The sequence below is a fragment of the Streptomyces sp. CNX435 genome (assembly GCF_059570575.1).
Window position 1 is genome coordinate 447,615 of the sequence record NZ_JCANTA010000002.1, and the last position, 16,148, is coordinate 463,762.

13 protein-coding genes are annotated in these 16,148 nt (G+C 73.3%); 9 read left to right on the forward strand and 4 right to left on the reverse strand.

Annotated elements, in window-relative coordinates; all coding sequences use genetic code 11:
* Nucleotides 1-87: 87 nt before the first annotated feature.
* The gene (locus tag T328_RS05310) at nt 88-1,281 is read right to left on the reverse strand and encodes a fumarylacetoacetate hydrolase family protein (RefSeq protein WP_496494678.1); all 1,194 of its coding nucleotides are present in this window, start codon (nt 1,279-1,281) and stop codon (nt 88-90) included.
* Between the two features lie 74 nt (nt 1,282-1,355).
* On the opposite strand from T328_RS05310, the gene T328_RS05315 reads away from it, so the two are divergent.
* Nucleotides 1,356-2,132 carry a FadR/GntR family transcriptional regulator gene (locus T328_RS05315; RefSeq protein WP_496494679.1) on the forward strand — a complete coding sequence of 259 codons (777 nt, stop codon included), beginning with the start codon at nt 1,356-1,358 and terminating at the stop codon, nt 2,130-2,132.
* Between the two features lie 44 nt (nt 2,133-2,176).
* On the opposite strand, the gene T328_RS05320 is transcribed toward T328_RS05315, so the two are convergent.
* Nucleotides 2,177-3,163 carry a LacI family DNA-binding transcriptional regulator gene (locus T328_RS05320; protein WP_496494899.1) on the reverse strand — a complete coding sequence of 329 codons (987 nt, stop codon included), beginning with the start codon at nt 3,161-3,163 and terminating at the stop codon, nt 2,177-2,179.
* Nucleotides 3,164-3,315: 152 nt separating this feature from the next.
* On the opposite strand from T328_RS05320, the gene T328_RS05325 reads away from it, so the two are divergent.
* Nucleotides 3,316-4,290, forward strand: coding sequence for an ROK family protein (locus tag T328_RS05325; RefSeq protein ID WP_496494680.1), 975 nt, complete (start codon nt 3,316-3,318; stop codon nt 4,288-4,290).
* A 140-nt stretch (nt 4,291-4,430) separates the two neighbouring features.
* Here the strand turns inward: T328_RS05325 and T328_RS05330 are convergent, their stop codons facing one another.
* Nucleotides 4,431-6,515 carry an NPCBM/NEW2 domain-containing protein gene (locus T328_RS05330; protein WP_496494681.1) on the reverse strand — a complete coding sequence of 695 codons (2,085 nt, stop codon included), beginning with the start codon at nt 6,513-6,515 and terminating at the stop codon, nt 4,431-4,433.
* A gap of 275 nt (nt 6,516-6,790) precedes the next feature.
* On the opposite strand from T328_RS05330, the gene T328_RS05335 reads away from it, so the two are divergent.
* From T328_RS05335 to T328_RS05360, 6 genes are all read left to right on the forward strand, one after another.
* Complete coding sequence (locus tag T328_RS05335; protein WP_496494682.1) at nt 6,791-8,065, forward strand: ABC transporter substrate-binding protein; 1,275 nt, start codon at nt 6,791-6,793, stop codon at nt 8,063-8,065.
* 6 nt (nt 8,066-8,071) lie between these two features.
* Nucleotides 8,072-8,992, forward strand: a complete 921-nt coding sequence (locus T328_RS05340; RefSeq protein ID WP_496494683.1) for a carbohydrate ABC transporter permease — start codon at nt 8,072-8,074, stop codon at nt 8,990-8,992.
* The gene (locus tag T328_RS05345; protein WP_496494684.1) at nt 8,989-9,927 is read left to right on the forward strand and encodes a carbohydrate ABC transporter permease; all 939 of its coding nucleotides are present in this window, start codon (nt 8,989-8,991) and stop codon (nt 9,925-9,927) included. Before T328_RS05340 ends, T328_RS05345 begins: the two co-directional genes overlap by 4 nt.
* 375 nt (nt 9,928-10,302) lie before the next feature.
* Nucleotides 10,303-11,259: an NUDIX domain-containing protein gene (locus tag T328_RS05350; protein WP_496494685.1), complete on the forward strand. Its 957-nt coding sequence runs from the start codon at nt 10,303-10,305 to the stop codon at nt 11,257-11,259.
* 238 nt (nt 11,260-11,497) lie between these two features.
* A complete protein-coding gene (locus T328_RS05355) occupies nt 11,498-12,235 on the forward strand; it encodes a hypothetical protein (protein ID WP_496494686.1) in 738 nt (245 codons plus the stop codon).
* Between the two features lie 352 nt (nt 12,236-12,587).
* Nucleotides 12,588-13,166 (forward strand): class F sortase, encoded by a 579-nt coding sequence (locus T328_RS05360; RefSeq protein ID WP_496494900.1) that lies wholly within the window; start codon nt 12,588-12,590, stop codon nt 13,164-13,166.
* Nucleotides 13,167-13,233: 67 nt separating this feature from the next.
* Here T328_RS05360 and T328_RS05365 read toward each other — a convergent pair whose 3' ends face one another.
* Nucleotides 13,234-14,604 carry a dipeptidase gene (locus T328_RS05365; protein WP_496494687.1) on the reverse strand — a complete coding sequence of 457 codons (1,371 nt, stop codon included), beginning with the start codon at nt 14,602-14,604 and terminating at the stop codon, nt 13,234-13,236.
* 182 nt (nt 14,605-14,786) lie between these two features.
* Between T328_RS05365 and T328_RS05370 the strand changes: the two genes are divergently transcribed.
* Nucleotides 14,787-16,058: a geranylgeranyl reductase family protein gene (locus T328_RS05370; protein WP_496494901.1), complete on the forward strand. Its 1,272-nt coding sequence runs from the start codon at nt 14,787-14,789 to the stop codon at nt 16,056-16,058.
* Nucleotides 16,059-16,148 lie beyond the last annotated feature (90 nt).

A 16,148-nucleotide genomic window follows, 5' to 3' on the forward strand; every position in this document is an offset into this window, starting at 1 on the left:
CTCCCCGTGTCGTCCCCGCCGCCGCCGCACGTCGCTCGGCGGCGTCGTCGGGGACGGTCATGTCGGTGGCGACCAGGCGCTTGCGGGTCACGACGCCGCCTCCCGGAGCAGCCCGCGGCGGGCGAATCCGGCGTACAGCTCCCGTATGCCCGCCTGCCAGGGCGGCGCCTGCTCGCTGGTGGTGACCGTGTTGCGCAGGGCGCCGAGCAGCGGGGAGGAGATCTCCACGAGGTCGCCCTCGCGGTGGGTGAAGCCGCTGCCGGGGGCGCCGCGGTCGGCGGTGGGCGCGAAGAGCGTGCCGGTGAAGAGCACCACGCCGTCGGGGTACTGGTGGCGGCGGTTCACGGCCTGCGCGACCAGGGTCTCCAGCGGGCGGCTGATGCGCGCCATGTCGGAGGAGTCGCGCAGCGAGAAGCCGTCCTCGCCCTGCACCGACAGACCGATCGTCGCCTCGCGTACGGAGTCGACGGTGAAGCCGTCGCCGACGAGGCGGACGAAGGGGCCCAGCGCGGTGGAGGCGTTGTTGTCCTTCGCCTGCGGCAGCAGCAGGGCGCTGCGGCCCTCGACGTCGCGGAGGTTCACGTCGTTGCCGAGGGTGACGCCGGCGATGCGGCCGTCGGAGGCGACGACGAGGACCAGTTCGGGCTCGGGGTTGTTCCACTCGGAGACCTCGGCCACGCCGACCCGGGCCCCGTACCCGACGGCGGACAGCACCGGGCCCTTGGTGAAGATCTCCGCGTCCGGCCCGAGGCCGACCTCCAGGTACTGCGACCACAGGCCCTGCTCGCGCAGCCACGCCAGCAGCTCGACGGCCTCGGGGCTGCCGGCCCGTACCGTCTCCAGCCGGGTGCCGAGCCGGGCGCCGATCTGCGCGCGGACGTCGTCGGCCGCGGCGGCGACGCCGCCGGCGCGCTCCTCGATGACCCGCTCCATCATGCTGTCCGCGAATGTGACCCCGGCCGCCTTGAGGACCTGCAGGTCCACCGGCGCTAGCAGCCGCGGCCGGGCCTGGTCCCCGGCGGCGGTGGCGGCCAGCACCTCGGCGAGCGGCCAGCGGCGGCCTGCCGCGGCGGCGCGGACGCGGGCGCCGGCGTCGGGGTGTTCCAGCAGGTCGGAGACGGTCGGGCCGAGGGCGGTGACGTCGACGAGGGTGTCGCCGCGGACGGTGACCAGGCTCGGGCCGCCGTCGGCGGGGTCGATCAGGCGGCCGACCAGCAGGGCGGCGTCGGCGTCGGCCGGCAGGACGTCCGCGGGGGAGGAGGGGATCTCACGAAGAGCCATGCGGATCCGGCCTTTCTGTGCACGCGGTGGGTGCTCATATTGACTTCGTATGATGATCGGACCATAGTGGGGCCATGGCTCAGTCGCAACCCCCGGAATCCATCCCGCCGGGGTCGCCGCCCCGGCCGCCGGCCGGTGGCCGCGTGCCGCCCCGCCCGCCCCGCCTCTCCGCGGTCGTGGCCGAGCAGATCCAGCACGACCTGCTGGCCCGGGGCATGCAGCCCGGTGACCGGCTGCCCACGGAGCCGCAGCTGGTCGAGCGGTACGGGGTGAGCCGGACCGTCGTCCGGGAGGCCGGGCGGATCCTCGACCAGCGCGGGCTGGTGGATATCCGGCCGGGCCGCGGCATGGTCGTGGCGCGGCCGGACGGCTCGGCCGTCGCCCGGCACTACGCGCTGATGCTGGGCATGAACGCCGCGACCTTCCCGCAGCTGATGGAGACCCGGCTGACCATCGAGGTCGAGGTCACAGCGCTGGCCGCCGACCGGCGCGGGGAGGCGGACCTGGCCGAACTGCGGGCGTGTCTGGCGCGTACGGAGGAGAGCCCCGGGGACTACGAGACGTGCCTGGAGGCCGACATCCAGTTCCACGAGGCCGTCACCCGGGCCAGCGGGAACCCGTTCTTCTCCTGGTTCATGGACCCCGTCAACGCCTGCCTGCGGGAGTCCTACCGCGACTCCTTCCCCTATCTCTCCAGCCTGCCCCAGACTATCAAGGAGCACGGGGCGATCCTCCAGGCGATCGAGGACCGCGATCCGGACGCCGCCCGGCGCGCGGCGCGCCGGCACCTGGAGCGGGTCCGGTCCGAGGGCGCCAAGCTCGTCCCCCGGGCGCCGGGCCGGGAGGAGTGACCCGGGGAGGCGTCGCCTCGCGTGGGCGGCGCTCCGCCGGACCGTCAGCCGGCCGGTGGCAGCTCGCCGGAGCCGCGGGCGACCAGCCGCGTGGGCAGCACCAACCGCTCCGGGTCGCCGACCGCGCCGTCGAGCCGCTGGAAGAGCCGGGTGGCCGCGCGCCGGCCCAGCTCCGCGGGGTCCTGGGCGACGACGGTGATGCCGGGGGAGAGCAGGTCCGCCATCTCGAAGTCGTCGAAGCCGACCAGCGCCACGGGCCGCCCGCCCGCCGTGAGCGTCCGCACGGCGGTGACGGTGACCCGGTTGTTGCCGGTGAACAGGGCGGAGACCGGATCCGGCCCCGCCGCCATCCGCAGGCACTCCGCCGCCACCCGGGCCGGCTCCGTACTGCCCAGCGAGGTCCACGCCCCGGCCACCGGCAGGCCGGCGTCGGCCATCGCCGATCGGTAGCCGCGCAGCCGCTCGGCGGCGGTGTGGATGCGGGGGTGGTCGCCGATGAAGCCGATACGGCGGTGCCCGTGCCCGACGAGGTGCTCGACCGCGCGGCGGGCGCCGCCGTAGTTGTCGGACAGCACGGTGTCGGCGCTGATCCGCCCCGGCGGCCGGTCGACGAAGACGGCGGCCACGCCCGCGGCCAGCTCCGGTTCCAGATAGCGGTGGTCGGTGCTGGCCGGCACGACCACCAGCCCGTCCACCCGCCGCGCGCACAGCGCGAGCACCAACTCCTCCTCGCGGCCCGGGTCCTCGTCGCTGGAGCCGTGGATGAGCAGCGAGCCGTGCGCGCGGGCGACGTCCTCGACGGCCCCGCTCAGCGGTGCGTAGAACGGGTCGGCCAGGTCCTCCAGCACCAGCCCGACGGTGGCGGTGCGGCCCTTGCGCAGGATGCGGGCGCTGTCGTTGCGGCGGAAGCCGAGCGCGTCGATGGCGTCCCTGACCCGCCGCTCGGTCTCCTGCGTGACGCCGGGCTCGCTGTTGACCACCCGCGAGACGGTCTTGAGGCCGACGCCCGCGCGGGCGGCGACGTCCTTCATCGTCGGGCGGCTGCCGTAGCGGGGCCGCTGCGAGCCGGGGAGGTGATCGGGCACGTGCCCGATGATAAGGGCTAGACAACGTTGTCACGATCCGGGCAGACTGATCGCGGACCGCATCCGCCGCCCGACCCGCACCTCCAGGAGACGCCACGATGGTCGCCGCCAAGCCGACCGAGCTCGTCGCCGCGCTCGACATCGGCGGTACGAAGACCGCCGCGGCCCTGGTCGACGCCGGCGGTCGGCTGCTCGCCCGGGCCCAGCGCCCCACGCCCGCCGACGCGGACGGCGAGGCGGTCATGGCCGCCGTGGCCGGGGTGCTGCGCGAGCTGGCCGCCGCCGACCCCGCCGGCTGGGCGCGTGCGACCGCCGTCGGCATCGGCAGCGCCGGCCCCGTGGACGCCCCGGCGGGCACCGTCAGCCCCGTCAACATCCCCGGCTGGCGCGACTACCCGCTGGTGGCCGCCGTGCGCGAGGTCACCGGCGACCGGCCGGTGGTGCTCGTCGGCGACGGCGTCGCCATGGCCGCTGCCGAGCACTGGCAGGGCGCGGCCCGCGGCCGGTCCGCGGCGCTGTGCATGGTCGTCTCCACCGGCGTCGGCGGCGGGCTGGTCCTGAACGGCCGGCCGTACCCCGGTCCCACCGGCAACTCCGGCCACATAGGCCACATCGCCGTCGACTTCGACGGCGACCCGTGCCCCTGCGGCGGTCGCGGCTGCGTCGAGCGGATCGCCTCGGGCCCCAACATCGCCCGCCGCGCCCTCGCCGCCGGCTGGACTCCCGGCCCCGACGGCGACGACACCGCCGCCGGCGTCGCGGCGGCGGCCCGCGCCGGCGACCCCGTGGCGCTCTCCTCCTTCGACCGGGCCGCGCAGGCGCTCGCCGCGGGCATCGCCGCCACCGCGACGCTGGTCGAGATCGAGGCCGCGGTGGTCGGCGGCGGCGTGGCGGCGGCCGGCGAGCTGCTGTTCGCGCCGGTGCGGCAGCACCTGAAGGCGTACGCCGCGCTGTCGTACGCCGCGGACGTGGAGGTCGTCCCGGCGCACCTCGGCACGGACGCGGGTCTGATCGGCGCCGCCGCCGCGGCGGCGCAGAAGCTGGACCTGCGGAGGTTCACCGCGCCCGGCTGACGGCCGGGGGCGGTGCGGGGCGGCGGCCCGGCGCGTAGGGCAGCGGTGCTGCCGGGCCGGTGCCCCATGGGCGGGTGCGGCGCCGCGTGCGTCAGGCGCGACGGCGCACCCGCCTTCCTGCGCCGGTGCGTTACGGGGCGTCAGCAGCCGAACCGCGCGTTCGCCCAGTCGGCGTGGTCGTAGTCCATGCCGTCGCCGCCGTCGGTGACGACCAGCCGCACGGACTCGGCGCCGCCGATGTCCGCGGAGAGCGGCTGCGCCGGCTCGTCGTTCGTCAGCACGCCGGACTCCGCGGCCTTGGCGCCGTCGGCCCATACCTCGAAGGCCACCGAGCCGTTGCTCCCGGACTCGTCGTCCAGCCCGACCTCGGCGCTGAAGGTCTCGCACTCCTTTCCGGCGTAGAACCCGATGTCGCTGACGGCGTGCACGCCCAGGCCCTTGGCGTACGTCTGGCCGCCGATGGTCAGCGGCGCGCCGTCGCCCGCCTCCTGCTCGCCGACGCTGGTGTCCCGCTCCACCGGACCCCAGCCGTTGCCGGCCTCCAGCCACTCCCAGTCGCTGGCGTACGTCGTCCCCGCGGGCGGGCTCGCGACCACGTACGCCGCGCTCGCCGAGGTCAGGGACACGCCCTTGCCGGACGGCGCGGAGTACGCGGCGGTCAGCGGAAACTCCTGCCGGCCGGTCGCGGCGTCCGCGGGGGCGGTGACCTGCCAGGTGGTGGTCAGTGTGCCGCCCGGCTCGACCTGCTTCGCGGTGGTCGGCGAACCGTCCTCCACCTGCCAGCCGGCGGGGGCGTCGAACCCGACGGCGACGTTCTTCGCCGCATTGACGCCGGTGTTGCGGAACGTCGTCGTCACCTCGGCCGCCCCGCCCGCCTCGACGTACGGCGCGGAGTCCGCGCCGAACTCGGCGGCCGGCGGGTACGAACCGGCGTCGCCATCGGGCCAGACGCGGTAGAGCGCGGTGCCGTGCGCGGGCACCGTCGCGGAGATCTCGCCGCCGGTGTTGTAGTCCTCGTGCTGCCACAGGTCGCGCATCCGGTAGCCGTCCCCGGCCGGCAGGCCGACGGCCTCGGCGGTGGTGGAGATGCGCTGCGGCGTGCCGGTCTCGTTGAACAGCGCCACGGCGCGGCTGCCGTCCGCCATCTCCTTGGCGACGACCCAGCGGCCGTCCTCGGAGGTCACCACGGCGCCCTGCTTGCCCAGCGGGTCCTGGTCGACGGCGATGACGTCCCTGTTCTCCAGGATCTCGAACGTCGCCTCGTCGGCGGTGCGCAGGTCGGAGCCGATGAGCAGCGGCGCCGCCATGATGGACCACATCGAGAAGTGCGTGCGGTACTCGGTGTCGGTCATGCCGCCGTTGCCGACCTCCAGCATGTCCGGGTCGTTCCAGTGCCCCGGACCCGCGTACTCGGCGAGCGGCAGGTTCTGCTTCATGATGCCGAGCATGCTCGACCAGTTGTCGCTGATGTCACCGGTCGTACGCCACAGGTGGCCGACGTCCGCCGCCCACTCCCACGGCTCGTTCTGGCCCCACTCGCAGATGCTGTAGACGATCGGCCGGCCCGTGGTCTCGGAGGCGGCCTGCAGCGCGTCGCGCATCTTGGTGTAGCGCTCGACGGCGTCGACGCCCTGGTTGTTGCAATTGTCGTATTTGAGGTAGTCGACGCCCCACTCGGCGAACTGCATCGCGTCGCTCTCCTCGTGCCCGAGGGCGCCGGGGAAGCCGGCCGTGTTGCAGGTCTTGGTGCCGGCGCTGGTGTAGATGCCGAACTTCAGCCCCTTGGAGTGGACGTAGTCGGCCACCGCCTTGATCCCGTCGGGGAAGCGCGCGGGGTCGGGGACCAGCTTGCCGTTCGCGTCGCGTTCGGGCAGGGCCCAGCAGTCGTCGAGGTTCACGTACTCGTAGCCGGCGTCCTTCAGGCCCCGTTCGACGAAGATGTCGGCGATGCCCTTGACCATCTCGTGGTCGAACTCCGCCCGGCAGTGGGTGGAGTTCCAGTTGTTGAAGCCCATGGGCGGGGTCTTGGCCAGCCCGTCGGGCAGCCGGAGGTCCGGCTCGGCGGCCGGCTTCGCGGCGGCGGTCGCGCCCTGCGCCTGGGTTCCCGTGGGTGCGCCCGCGGCGGGTCCGTTGAGGGCCGCGCACAGCGCGACCGCTCCCGCTGCGCCGATCATCGTGCGCGCGAACGTTCGGCCGCCTCTTCGTCTGGATGGCAGGTTCCGCATCTGATCCACTCCTCTGCGTAGGGGTGCTGTGAAGATGTTGTTGATCATGGACGCGTCACACGAGCGTTTACGGTAGAGCTTGTTGGAGTCTGTCGGAAGAGATGCGATAACAGTTGGCCGACACTCGGTCAAAACCCTTGACAGTACCCCTGAGCGGAGGTGTGATCCCACAATCTTCGTTCGGTTGTGTTTGGTTAACACCCCACGGAAGGGTTGCGATGAGCGCCTCATCTTCTGCCGGCAGGACTCTAGGCCGCCCCACTACCGCACCGCCGATGACGCGCCGGAGTCTGCTGCGAGGAGCCGCCCTGGGCGCCGGCGCCGTCACCCTCCCTGCCCTGCTCGCCGCCTGCGGCAGCGGCCCGGGCGGGGACGGCAAGACCGTGACGATGGGGTCCAACGCCTCCGACGAGGTGCCCCGCAAGGCGTACCAGGACGTGTTCGACGCGTTTGAGAGTAAGTCGAAGAAGAAGGTCGAGGTCAATACCGTCGACCACAACACATTCCAGGAGAACATCAACCGCTATCTGCAGGGCCAGCCCGACGACGTGTTCATGTGGTTCGCCGGCTACCGCATGCAGTTCTTCGCCGAGCGCGGACTGCTCACCGAGATCAGCGACTTGTGGAAGGGCTTCGACGGCTTCTCCGGCGCGCTGAAGGACCAGTCCACCGGCGCCGACGGCAAGCAGTACTTCGTGCCGCTCTACTACTACCCGTGGGCGGTCTTCTACCGGAAGAGCGTCTTCGAGCAGGGCGGCTACGAGATACCGACGACCTTCGACCAGTACACCGCGCTGGCCAAGCAGATGCAGAAGGACGGCCTGGTGCCCTTCGCCCTCGGCGACAAGGACGGCTGGCCGGCCATGGGCACGTTCGACTACCTCAACATGCGCGCCAACGGATACGACTTCCACAAGTCGCTGATGGCCGGCGAGGAGTCCTGGACCGACCCCAAGGTGCGCGAGGTCTTCGACCTGTGGCGTGGCCTCATGCCGTACCACGACGAGGGCGCCAACGGCCGCACCTGGCAGGAGGCCGCCCAGTCGCTGGCGCAAAAGAAGACCGGCATGGCGGTGTTCGGCCTGCCGCAGCCCGGCCAGCAGTTCTCCGAGGCCGACCGCGAGGATCTCGACTTCTTCCCCTTCCCGGAGATCACCCCCGAGCACGGGCAGGACGCGGTCGAGGCCCCGATCGACGGCTTCCTGATGTCGTCCAAGGCCAAGAACGAGGAGGGCGCAAAGGAACTGCTGAAGTTCCTCGCCACCCCGGCCGCCGAAGAGGCGTACCTGAAGTCCGACCCCAACAACATCGCCGTGCACTCCGACGCCGACACCTCCGGCTACGGCGCGCTGCAGAAGAAGGCCGTGGAGCTGGTCTCGAACGCCAAGCAGATATCCCAGTTCCTCGACCGGGACACCCGCCCCGACTTCGCCTCGACGGTCATGATCAAGGCGTTCCAGGACTTCATCGACGACCCCGACGACATCGACGGCCTGCTCAAGGGCATCGAGGGGCAGAAGAAGACCATATTCGCCGAAGGCCAGGAGTAGTCCGCCGTGCCGCTCGTCACCACCGCGCGGCGCACCCGACGGCGGGGTCCGCGGCGGTTCACCGCCCGCGACCTCGCCGTCATCGGCGTGCTGCTGGGCTTCACCATCCTGTTGGACCTGTTCATCATCTGGGGGCCGACCGTCGCCTCCATCACCCTGTCCTTCTCCTCCTGGGACGGCCTGTCCGACCTGAGCTGGGTCGGCGGCGACAACTACGACACGCTCGCCGGCGGCGACTACCCCCCGTTCTGGCCCGCGGTGCGCAACAACCTGCTGTGGATAGCCTTCCTGGGGCTGGTCGCCACGCCCTTCGGGCTCCTGCTGGCGGTGGTCATCGACCGCGGCGTGCGCTTCTCGCGCTTCTACCAGTCCACGATCTACCTGCCGGTCGTGCTCTCCCTCGCAGTCGTCGGCTTCATCGCCCAGTTGATCTTCTCCCGCGACCAGGGCGCGCTGAACGCCATCCTGGGCAACGAGAACAATCCCACCGACTGGCTCGGCGACCGGGACCTGAACATCTGGATGGTGCTGCTGGCCGCCGGCTGGCGGCACACCGGCTACGTGATGATCATCTATCTGGCGGGTCTGAAGGCCGTGGCGCCGGAGCTGAAGGAGGCCGCCGCCATCGACGGCGCGAACGAGCGGCAGACCTTCCTGCGCGTGGTCTTCCCCACGATGCGGCCGGTCAACGTCGTCGTCCTCGTCATCACCGTCATCGAGGCACTACGCGCCTTCGACATCGTCTACGCCATCAACAAGGGCAGAAACGGCCTGGAACTGCTGTCCGTACTCGTCACCGACAACATCATCGGCGAGGCCAGCCGCATCGGCTTCGGCTCCGCCATCGCCGTGGTGCTGCTCACCGTGTCCCTGGGGTTCATCGTGACGTACCTGGTGCAGGAGATGCGTGGGGAGGAGCGCCGATGACCGCCGACGTGCCCACCACGGCCGGGCCGCGCCCCGGCGCCGCCGCGCCGCCCGAGACGCCGCACCTGTCGGCAGCGAAGCGGCCCCGGCGGGGCCGCTTCGGCGTGCACATCTTCCTCAGCGGGGTCTCGCTCGCCTTCCTGGCCCCGCTGCTGCTCGCCGTCTACGCTTCGCTGCGCCCGTACGAGGAGACCGCCGAGCACGGCTACTTCTCCTTCCCCCGCAAACTGTCCTTCGACTACTACCGCCAGGCGTTCTCCGACTCGGAGATGAGCAAGTACTTCATCAACTCGCTCATCATCGCCGTGCCCGGCGTGCTGATCGTGCTGTTCCTGGCGTCGTTCGCCGCCTTCGTACTGGCCAGGCTGCGCATCCGCGGCGGGTTGTTCCTGCTCATCCTCTTCACCGCGGGCAACCTGCTGCCCCAGCAGGTCATCGTCACGCCGCTGTACGTGATGTTCAACCGCATCGAGCTGCCGTACTGGATGTCCGAGTCAATGACGATGTACGACTCGTACTGGGCCGTCATCTCCGTCAACGTCGGCTTCCAGCTGGGCTTCTGCGTCTTCGTGTTGGCGAACTTCATGCGCGCGCTGCCCACCGAGATCCTGGAGGCCGCGGTCGTCGACGGCGCCGGGGTGTGGACGCAGTACTGGCGGATCACGCTGCCCCTGTGCCGCCCGGCGCTGGCGGCGCTGGGGACGCTGCAGTTCACCTGGATGTACAACGACTTCCTGTGGGCGCTGGTCTTCATCTCCGACGGCGACAAGCTCCCGATCACCTCGGCGCTGAACAACCTGCGCGGGCAGTTCTTCACCGACTACAACCTGCTCGCCGCGGGATCCGTGCTGGTCGCGCTGCCGACGATCATCGTCTTCCTGCTGCTGCAGCGCCACTTCATCGCCGGGCTGACGCTCGGCTCCACGAAGGGGTGAGGCGTCGGGAGAGCCGGGAGCGGCCCGCCGGAGCAGGTGGCGGCGGCCCGGGGGGGGAGCCGTCGATCAGCCCTTCTGATCACCGGACCGGGCCGCCGAACCCCGCCCGCGCGAGTCGGGCAGCAGGCGCCAGCCTGCCCGGTCGGCGGTGCGCGGTGGAGGGGCCGAACGGTCCCTCGTCGGGCCCCGGACGGCCCGGTTGGTCCGAGCACGACGGCGTACGGGCCCGTCAACGGCTCGAATCGGTCCGCGACCCGGCGCAATCGCGCCGGGTCGCGGCGGTGTGGCGTAGCCGGGCGGCCAAACTCTTCGCACGGAGTTTCCCCGGGAGCGGGTAGCGGGCAACTCTCTGGGGGCGGCTGAGAGGGGGAACATGTGATCGTCTGGCTGAACGGCGCATGGGATACGGGCCTGCGCCGCGTCGCGCACGAGCTGGTGGAGCTGACGCCGGGGAGCATTCTCTACGACCCGGACCTGACGGGCGGACAGCTGCGGCGGCTGCTGCCGCAGAAGCGCCTGGAGGAGGTCGACGACGAGCAGGAGCTGCCGTCGTGGCGGCGGCTGGTGGTGGAGACGGCGGCGGCGCTGCTCGCGGAGGCGGACGGTCCGCTGGTGGTGCCGGCGGTGCTGTGGCGGCAGGAGTACCGCGACGAGATCTTCGGACGGCTGGCCTCCCGCCGCTTCGACGTGCGGCATTTGCTGGTCTCGTTTGACGAAACGATCCTGCACGCCGGCTCCTTCCCGCACTGGCTCACCGGCGACGCCCACCTCGTCGACGCCGCGGGCCTCACCCCCCGCCGGGCCGCCGAGGAGGTCGCGGCCTGCCTGCGCGGCGGAGCCGGCCACTGCGACATCGTGCAGAACTCCGAGCCCACCCGCGAGACGCTCGCCGCCGGTGTGCTGCTCTTCGACGAGGAGGACCGGGTCCTCCTCGTCGACCCTACGTACAAGCCGGGCTGGGAGTTCCCCGGCGGCGTCGTCGAGCCCGGCGAGGCCCCCGCCCGCGGCGGCGTCCGGGAGGTGGCGGAGGAGCTGGGGCTGAGCCTGCGCCGGTCGCCCCGGCTGCTGGTGGTGGACTGGGAGCCGCCCCGGCCGCCCGAGTACGGCGGGCTGCGGCTGCTCTACGACGGCGGCCGGCTGCGCCCCGCCGAGGCGGCCGGCGTGCTGCTGCCCGGACCCGAGCTGCGCGCCTGGCGGTTCGTCACGGAGGACGAGGCGGGCGGGCTGCTGCCGTCGGTGCGGTTCAGCAGGCTGCGCTGGGCGCTGCGGGCCCGCCGCCGGGGCGCCGCGGTCTACCTGGAGGGCGGCGCCCCGGTCGCGGACGGGGCGTAGCGCGGGTGGGGCCGCGCGGGACGTAGCGGCGCGGGGCGCAAGGGGCGTACGGGCGGTGGAGGTGCACGGGCGCGAGGGCCGCGGGGATGTCGCCTGGTTTGGCTGCGGCAACCCTATTGGCCCTGTTATTGCCCCATTCAGCAGTTTATGAGTGTGTGTCACCGCCGAGGGCTGCATAGCGTCTCCGCTAGCGGCGGCCGACGTCGTCGCGTCCCCCCACTTCAGGAGTTAACGACCGATGCGGATCATATCCACGGCGCTGGCCGCCGCGGCCGTAGGCGCCCTCGCCGCCGGCCTCACGGCCACGGTGGCGACGGCGCAGAACAACGACAGCAACATCACCTCGTTCGGATTCACCGTCACGCCCACGACCGTCGAACCGGGCGGCAAGGTCGATCTGACCGTGACGGAGTGCGACAAGGAAGCCACGGCCTCGTCGGCGGTCTTCGACAAGACGACCCTCGGCATGGGCGGCGGCACCCAGAGCGCACAGGTGAAGATCGACTGGGACGCCAAGCCGGGCGCCGCGTACGACGTGACCTTCACCTGCGGCGACGAGTCCGGCACCGCACCCCTGACCATCGCCGGCGCCGGCGCCGGCGCCGGCGCCGGCGGCGACGGCGAGTCGGAGGTGGGAGCCACGTCCCGGCCGCGGCAGCAGCCGGGCGAGGCGGCGACCCGGCAGGCCACGCCGGCCCAGCCCGGCAAGGAGGCGGGGGAGGCAAAGGAAACCGCCGAGCCGGCCCAGCCGGCACAGCCCGCCCAGCCGGGGAGGCCGGGCAAGGAAGCCGTCCAGCCGGCGCAACCCGCCGATCCGGCACAGCCGGTGAAGCCCACCCAGCCGGCCCGCGGCGGGCTGGGCGGCTCCCAGGACGGCGACACCGCGATGCTCTCCGGCGGCGCCGGGCTCACGGCCGCCGGTGCCTTCGGCGGGGTCCTGCTCCTGCGGCGCCGGCAGGCGCCCGGGCGCGGCTGACCCGCGGCGCAGGGCACCGGTCCGCGTCGCGCGCGGCGCCCCGCGGCCCCGGCCGCGGGGCGCACGTCGCAGGCCGTACCCGACTCCCCGCCCAGTTCCCCGCGCGGCTCCTCGCGCAGAAACGGTCCGCACCATGCACGAGCACCGCACCGTCGACCCGTACGCCACGATGCCCTACGGCATGACCCCGCACGGCACGCTGCCCCACGACACGACCGGGTACGAGGCCGCCCCCAACGGCACCGCGCCCGGCGGCCCGCTCTCCGACCCCGGAGACGACCGCGACGGCGGCGGGAGCGTCGCCGGGGCGGCGCTGCGCAACCGGTTCGCCGCCGGTGTCGTCATCTGCGTGATGCTCCTGGGCATCGGCATGATCCACACCGCCCTCACCGGGGGCTTCGGCCCGCCGCAGCCCGCGGCGGAGAACGGGCTCGACGACGGCGGGCCGCCCGCGCACCCGCCGCTGCCGACGTCGCCGCCCGCCGGGATCCGCATCCCCGCCATCGGCGTCGACGCCCCGCTGACCGACGTCGGGCTGGACCCGGACGGCTGGCTGGCGGCGCCGCCGGCGGGCGTGCGCAACCTCGCGGGCTGGTACCGGGACGCCGCGACCCCCGGTGCCGCGGGCACCGCCGTGGTCACCGGGCACGTCGACGACGCTGCCGGGCCCGCGGTCTTCTACCGCCTCGGCGGCCTGGAGCGCGGCGAGGTGATCAAGGTGGACCGGAAGGACGGCCGTACGGCGGTGTTCACCGTCTACGCCGTCGAGGTCTTCGACGCCGAGGACTTCCCCAGCCGGCGCGTCTACGGCGACACCGACCGCGCCGAGCTGCGCGTGCTCACCTGCGGCGGCGACTACCGCGACGACGTGAGCAACCCCGGCTACGAGGGCAACGTCGTCGTCTTCGCCCGGCTCACGGACGTCGGCTGACGGGCACCCAGACCCGGCCGCCCGATCCGGCCCGCCAGCACCGGTCCGCCGGCGCCGGCCCGCGGCCTCAGCTCGCGCGCCCCTCCGCGTACCCGCGCAGGAACAGCGCCTCCGCCAACGACAGCCGCTCCAACTCCTCCGGTGACACGCTCTCGTTCACCGCGTGGATCTGGGCCGCCGGCTCGGAGAGCCCGATCAGCAGGATCTCGGCCTGCGGGTACAGCTCGGCGAGGGTGTTGCACAGCGGGATCGTGCCGCCCTGCCCCGCCACCTGCATCTCCTCGCCCGGGTACGCCGCGCGCATCGCCTCCGCCATCGCGCGGTACGCGGGGCTGGTGACGTCGGCGCGGAACGGCTGGCCGTCGCCGTACGGCTCGGTGGTCACCCGCGCGCCCCACGGCGCCTGCGCCTCGAAGTGCGCCCTCAGCCGCTCCGTCGCCTCGGCCGCGTCGTGGCCCGGCGGCAGCCGCAGGCTCACCAGCGCCGCGGCGGTGGCCTGCACCGACGGCGTGGCCTCGGCCACCGACGGGACGTCCATGCCGATCACCGTCACCGCCGGCCGGGCCCAGAGGCGGTCCGCGACGCTGCCCGAGCCGATCAGCTCCACGCCGTCCAGCACCTTGGCGTCCCGGCGGAAGTCCTCGTCCGGGTACGCCAGGCCGTCCCACCGGGTGCCGGCCGCCAGGCCGTCCACCGTGGTCGAGCCGTCGGGGTCGCGCAGCGAGTCGAGAATCCGGATGAGCGCGCCGAGGGCGTCGGGGGCGGCGCCGCCGAACTGGCCCGAGTGCAGATTCCCCGCCAGCGTGTCCACCTGCACCCGCAGCATCGTCATGCCGCGCAGCGTGGCCGTGACCGTGGGCAGCCCGGCGCGGAAGTTGCCCGCGTCGCCGATGACGATCGCGTCGGCCGTCAGCAGCTCCGGGTGCCGCTCGGCGTACCGCTGCAGCCCACCGGTGCCCTGCTCCTCCGAGCCCTCCACGATGACCTTGACCGAGACCGGCACGCCGCCGTGCTCGCGCAGCGCGCGCAGGGCGGTCAGGTGCATGAGGACGCCGCCCTTGCAGTCCGCGGCGCCCCGCCCGTACCAGCGGCCGTCGCGCTCGGTCAGCGCGAACGGCGGGCTGAGCCACGCCGATTCGTCGAGCGGCGGCTGTACGTCGTAGTGGGCGTAGAGCAGCACCGTGGGCGCGCCCGCCGGACCCGGCAGGGACCCGTACACCGAACGGGTCCCGTCCGGGGTGTCGAGCAACTGCACGTCCGTGAAGCCCTCGGCGGTCAGCGCGTCCGCGACCCAGCGGGCGGCGGCGTCCGACTCCGACGCCGGGAAGCGCTCCGGGTCGATGAGCGCGACCGAGCGGAAGGAGACCAGCTCGGCCAGCTCGGTACGGGCGCGCGGCAGCAGCCCGGCGACGGTGCGGGCGAGCCGTTCGGTGTCCATGGGAACGCTCCTCGGGCGAACTGCGTTATGTCCTGCGGTGTCGGGTCCCGGAATCGGGGCGAGCGGTGACGATCATCGCACAGCGGTGCGTCGTTCTAGGATGCGGCAGGTGGGCGCCCCCGGGTGGGGGTGGCCGGGAACAGGAGCAGAGAGCCAACGTGACCAGCGAGAACCCTCGAGAGCTGCCCGATGAGACGCCGAAGCCGGCGGCCGACAGGTCACCGGCCGACAGGCCCGGTGACGAGGCCGGCGGCACCCCGGGCGTCTGGGACGTCGTCGTCATCGGCGCCGGCCCGGCCGGGACCGCCGCGGCGTACGCCGCCGCCGGCCAGGGGCGCCGCGTACTGCTCCTGGAACGCTCCGAACTGCCCCGCTACAAGACCTGCGGCGGCGGCATCATCGGCCTGTCCCGCGAGGCGCTCCCGGACGGGGTCGAACTGCCGCTGCGCGACCGGGTGAACGCCGTGACGTTCACCATGCGCGGCCGGCTCGGCCGCACCCGCCGCTCCCGCCGCACGCTGTTCGGTCTCGTCAACCGCGCCGAGCTGGACGCCCGGCTGGCCGAGGCGGCCCAGCGCGCCGGCGCGCGGCTGCGCACCGGCGTCACCGTCGCCCGCGTCGAGCAGCACGGGCCCGACGTGCCCGACCGGCGCACCGTCGCGGTGCACCTGGCGGACGGCGAGAAGGTGCTCGCCCGCGCGGTGGTCGGCGCGGACGGCAGCGCGGGGCGGACCAGCAGCCACGTCGGCGTGGAGCTGGAGCAGGTGGACCTGGGGCTGGAGGCGGAGATCCCGGTGCCGCCGGAGGTCGCCGACGACTGGCGCGGCCGGGTGCTGATCGACTGGGGCCCGCTGCCGGGGAGTTACGGGTGGGTCTTCCCCAAGGGCGACACCCTGACCGTCGGTGTGATCTCCGCCCGCGGCGACGGTGCCGCCACGAAGCGGTATCTGCAGGACTTCACCGCCCAGCTGGGTCTGGCGGGCTTCGAGCCGAGCCTGTCGTCCGGTCACCTCACCCGCTGCCGCGCCCACAACTCGCCGCTGTCCCGCGGCCGGGTCGTGGTCTGCGGCGACGCCGCCGGGCTGCTGGAGCCGTGGACCCGCGAGGGGATCTCGTACGCGCTGCGCTCCGGCCGGCTGGCGGGGGAGTGGGCGGTGCGCATCGCGGAGGCGCAGGACGCGGTGGACGCGCGGCGCCAGGCGCTCAACTACGCCTTCGCCGTCAAGGCCGGCCTCGGCGTGGAGATGGCGGTCGGGCGGCGGATGCTGGCGGCCTTCGAGCGGCACCCCGCGTTGTTCCACGCGGCGCTGACCGGGTTCCGGCCGGCGTGGCACATGTTCACGAAGATCACGCAGGGGTCGACGACGCTCGGCGAGATCGTCCGCACCCACCCGGTGGCGCACCGGGCGCTGTCGCTGCTGGACCGGAAGGGCGCGCTCAGCGGGTCTCGGTGAGGCGGACCCGCTGAGCGCGCCCTTACCGCCCGCCGGTTCGCCCGCGACCTCCGGCCCCACCCCCCGCTGAGCAGGTACTCCACCGGGAGT

Excerpts from the sequence above, each read along its gene's own strand:
- T328_RS05310 (WP_496494678.1), bottom strand. The coding sequence starts at position 1,281 with ATGGCTCTTCGTGAGATCCCCTCCTCCCCCGCGGACGTCCTGCCGGCC.
- T328_RS05315 (WP_496494679.1), top strand. The coding sequence starts at position 1,356 with ATGGCTCAGTCGCAACCCCCGGAATCCATCCCGCCGGGGTCGCCGCCC.
- T328_RS05320 (WP_496494899.1), bottom strand. The coding sequence starts at position 3,163 with ATGAAGGACGTCGCCGCCCGCGCGGGCGTCGGCCTCAAGACCGTCTCG.
- T328_RS05325 (WP_496494680.1), top strand. The coding sequence starts at position 3,316 with ATGGTCGCCGCCAAGCCGACCGAGCTCGTCGCCGCGCTCGACATCGGC.
- T328_RS05330 (WP_496494681.1), bottom strand. The coding sequence starts at position 6,515 with ATGCGGAACCTGCCATCCAGACGAAGAGGCGGCCGAACGTTCGCGCGC.
- T328_RS05335 (WP_496494682.1), top strand. The coding sequence starts at position 6,791 with ATGACGCGCCGGAGTCTGCTGCGAGGAGCCGCCCTGGGCGCCGGCGCC.
- T328_RS05345 (WP_496494684.1), top strand. The coding sequence starts at position 8,989 with ATGACCGCCGACGTGCCCACCACGGCCGGGCCGCGCCCCGGCGCCGCC.
- T328_RS05355 (WP_496494686.1), top strand. The coding sequence starts at position 11,498 with ATGCGGATCATATCCACGGCGCTGGCCGCCGCGGCCGTAGGCGCCCTC.
- T328_RS05360 (WP_496494900.1), top strand. The coding sequence starts at position 12,588 with ATGCTCCTGGGCATCGGCATGATCCACACCGCCCTCACCGGGGGCTTC.
- T328_RS05365 (WP_496494687.1), bottom strand. The coding sequence starts at position 14,604 with ATGGACACCGAACGGCTCGCCCGCACCGTCGCCGGGCTGCTGCCGCGC.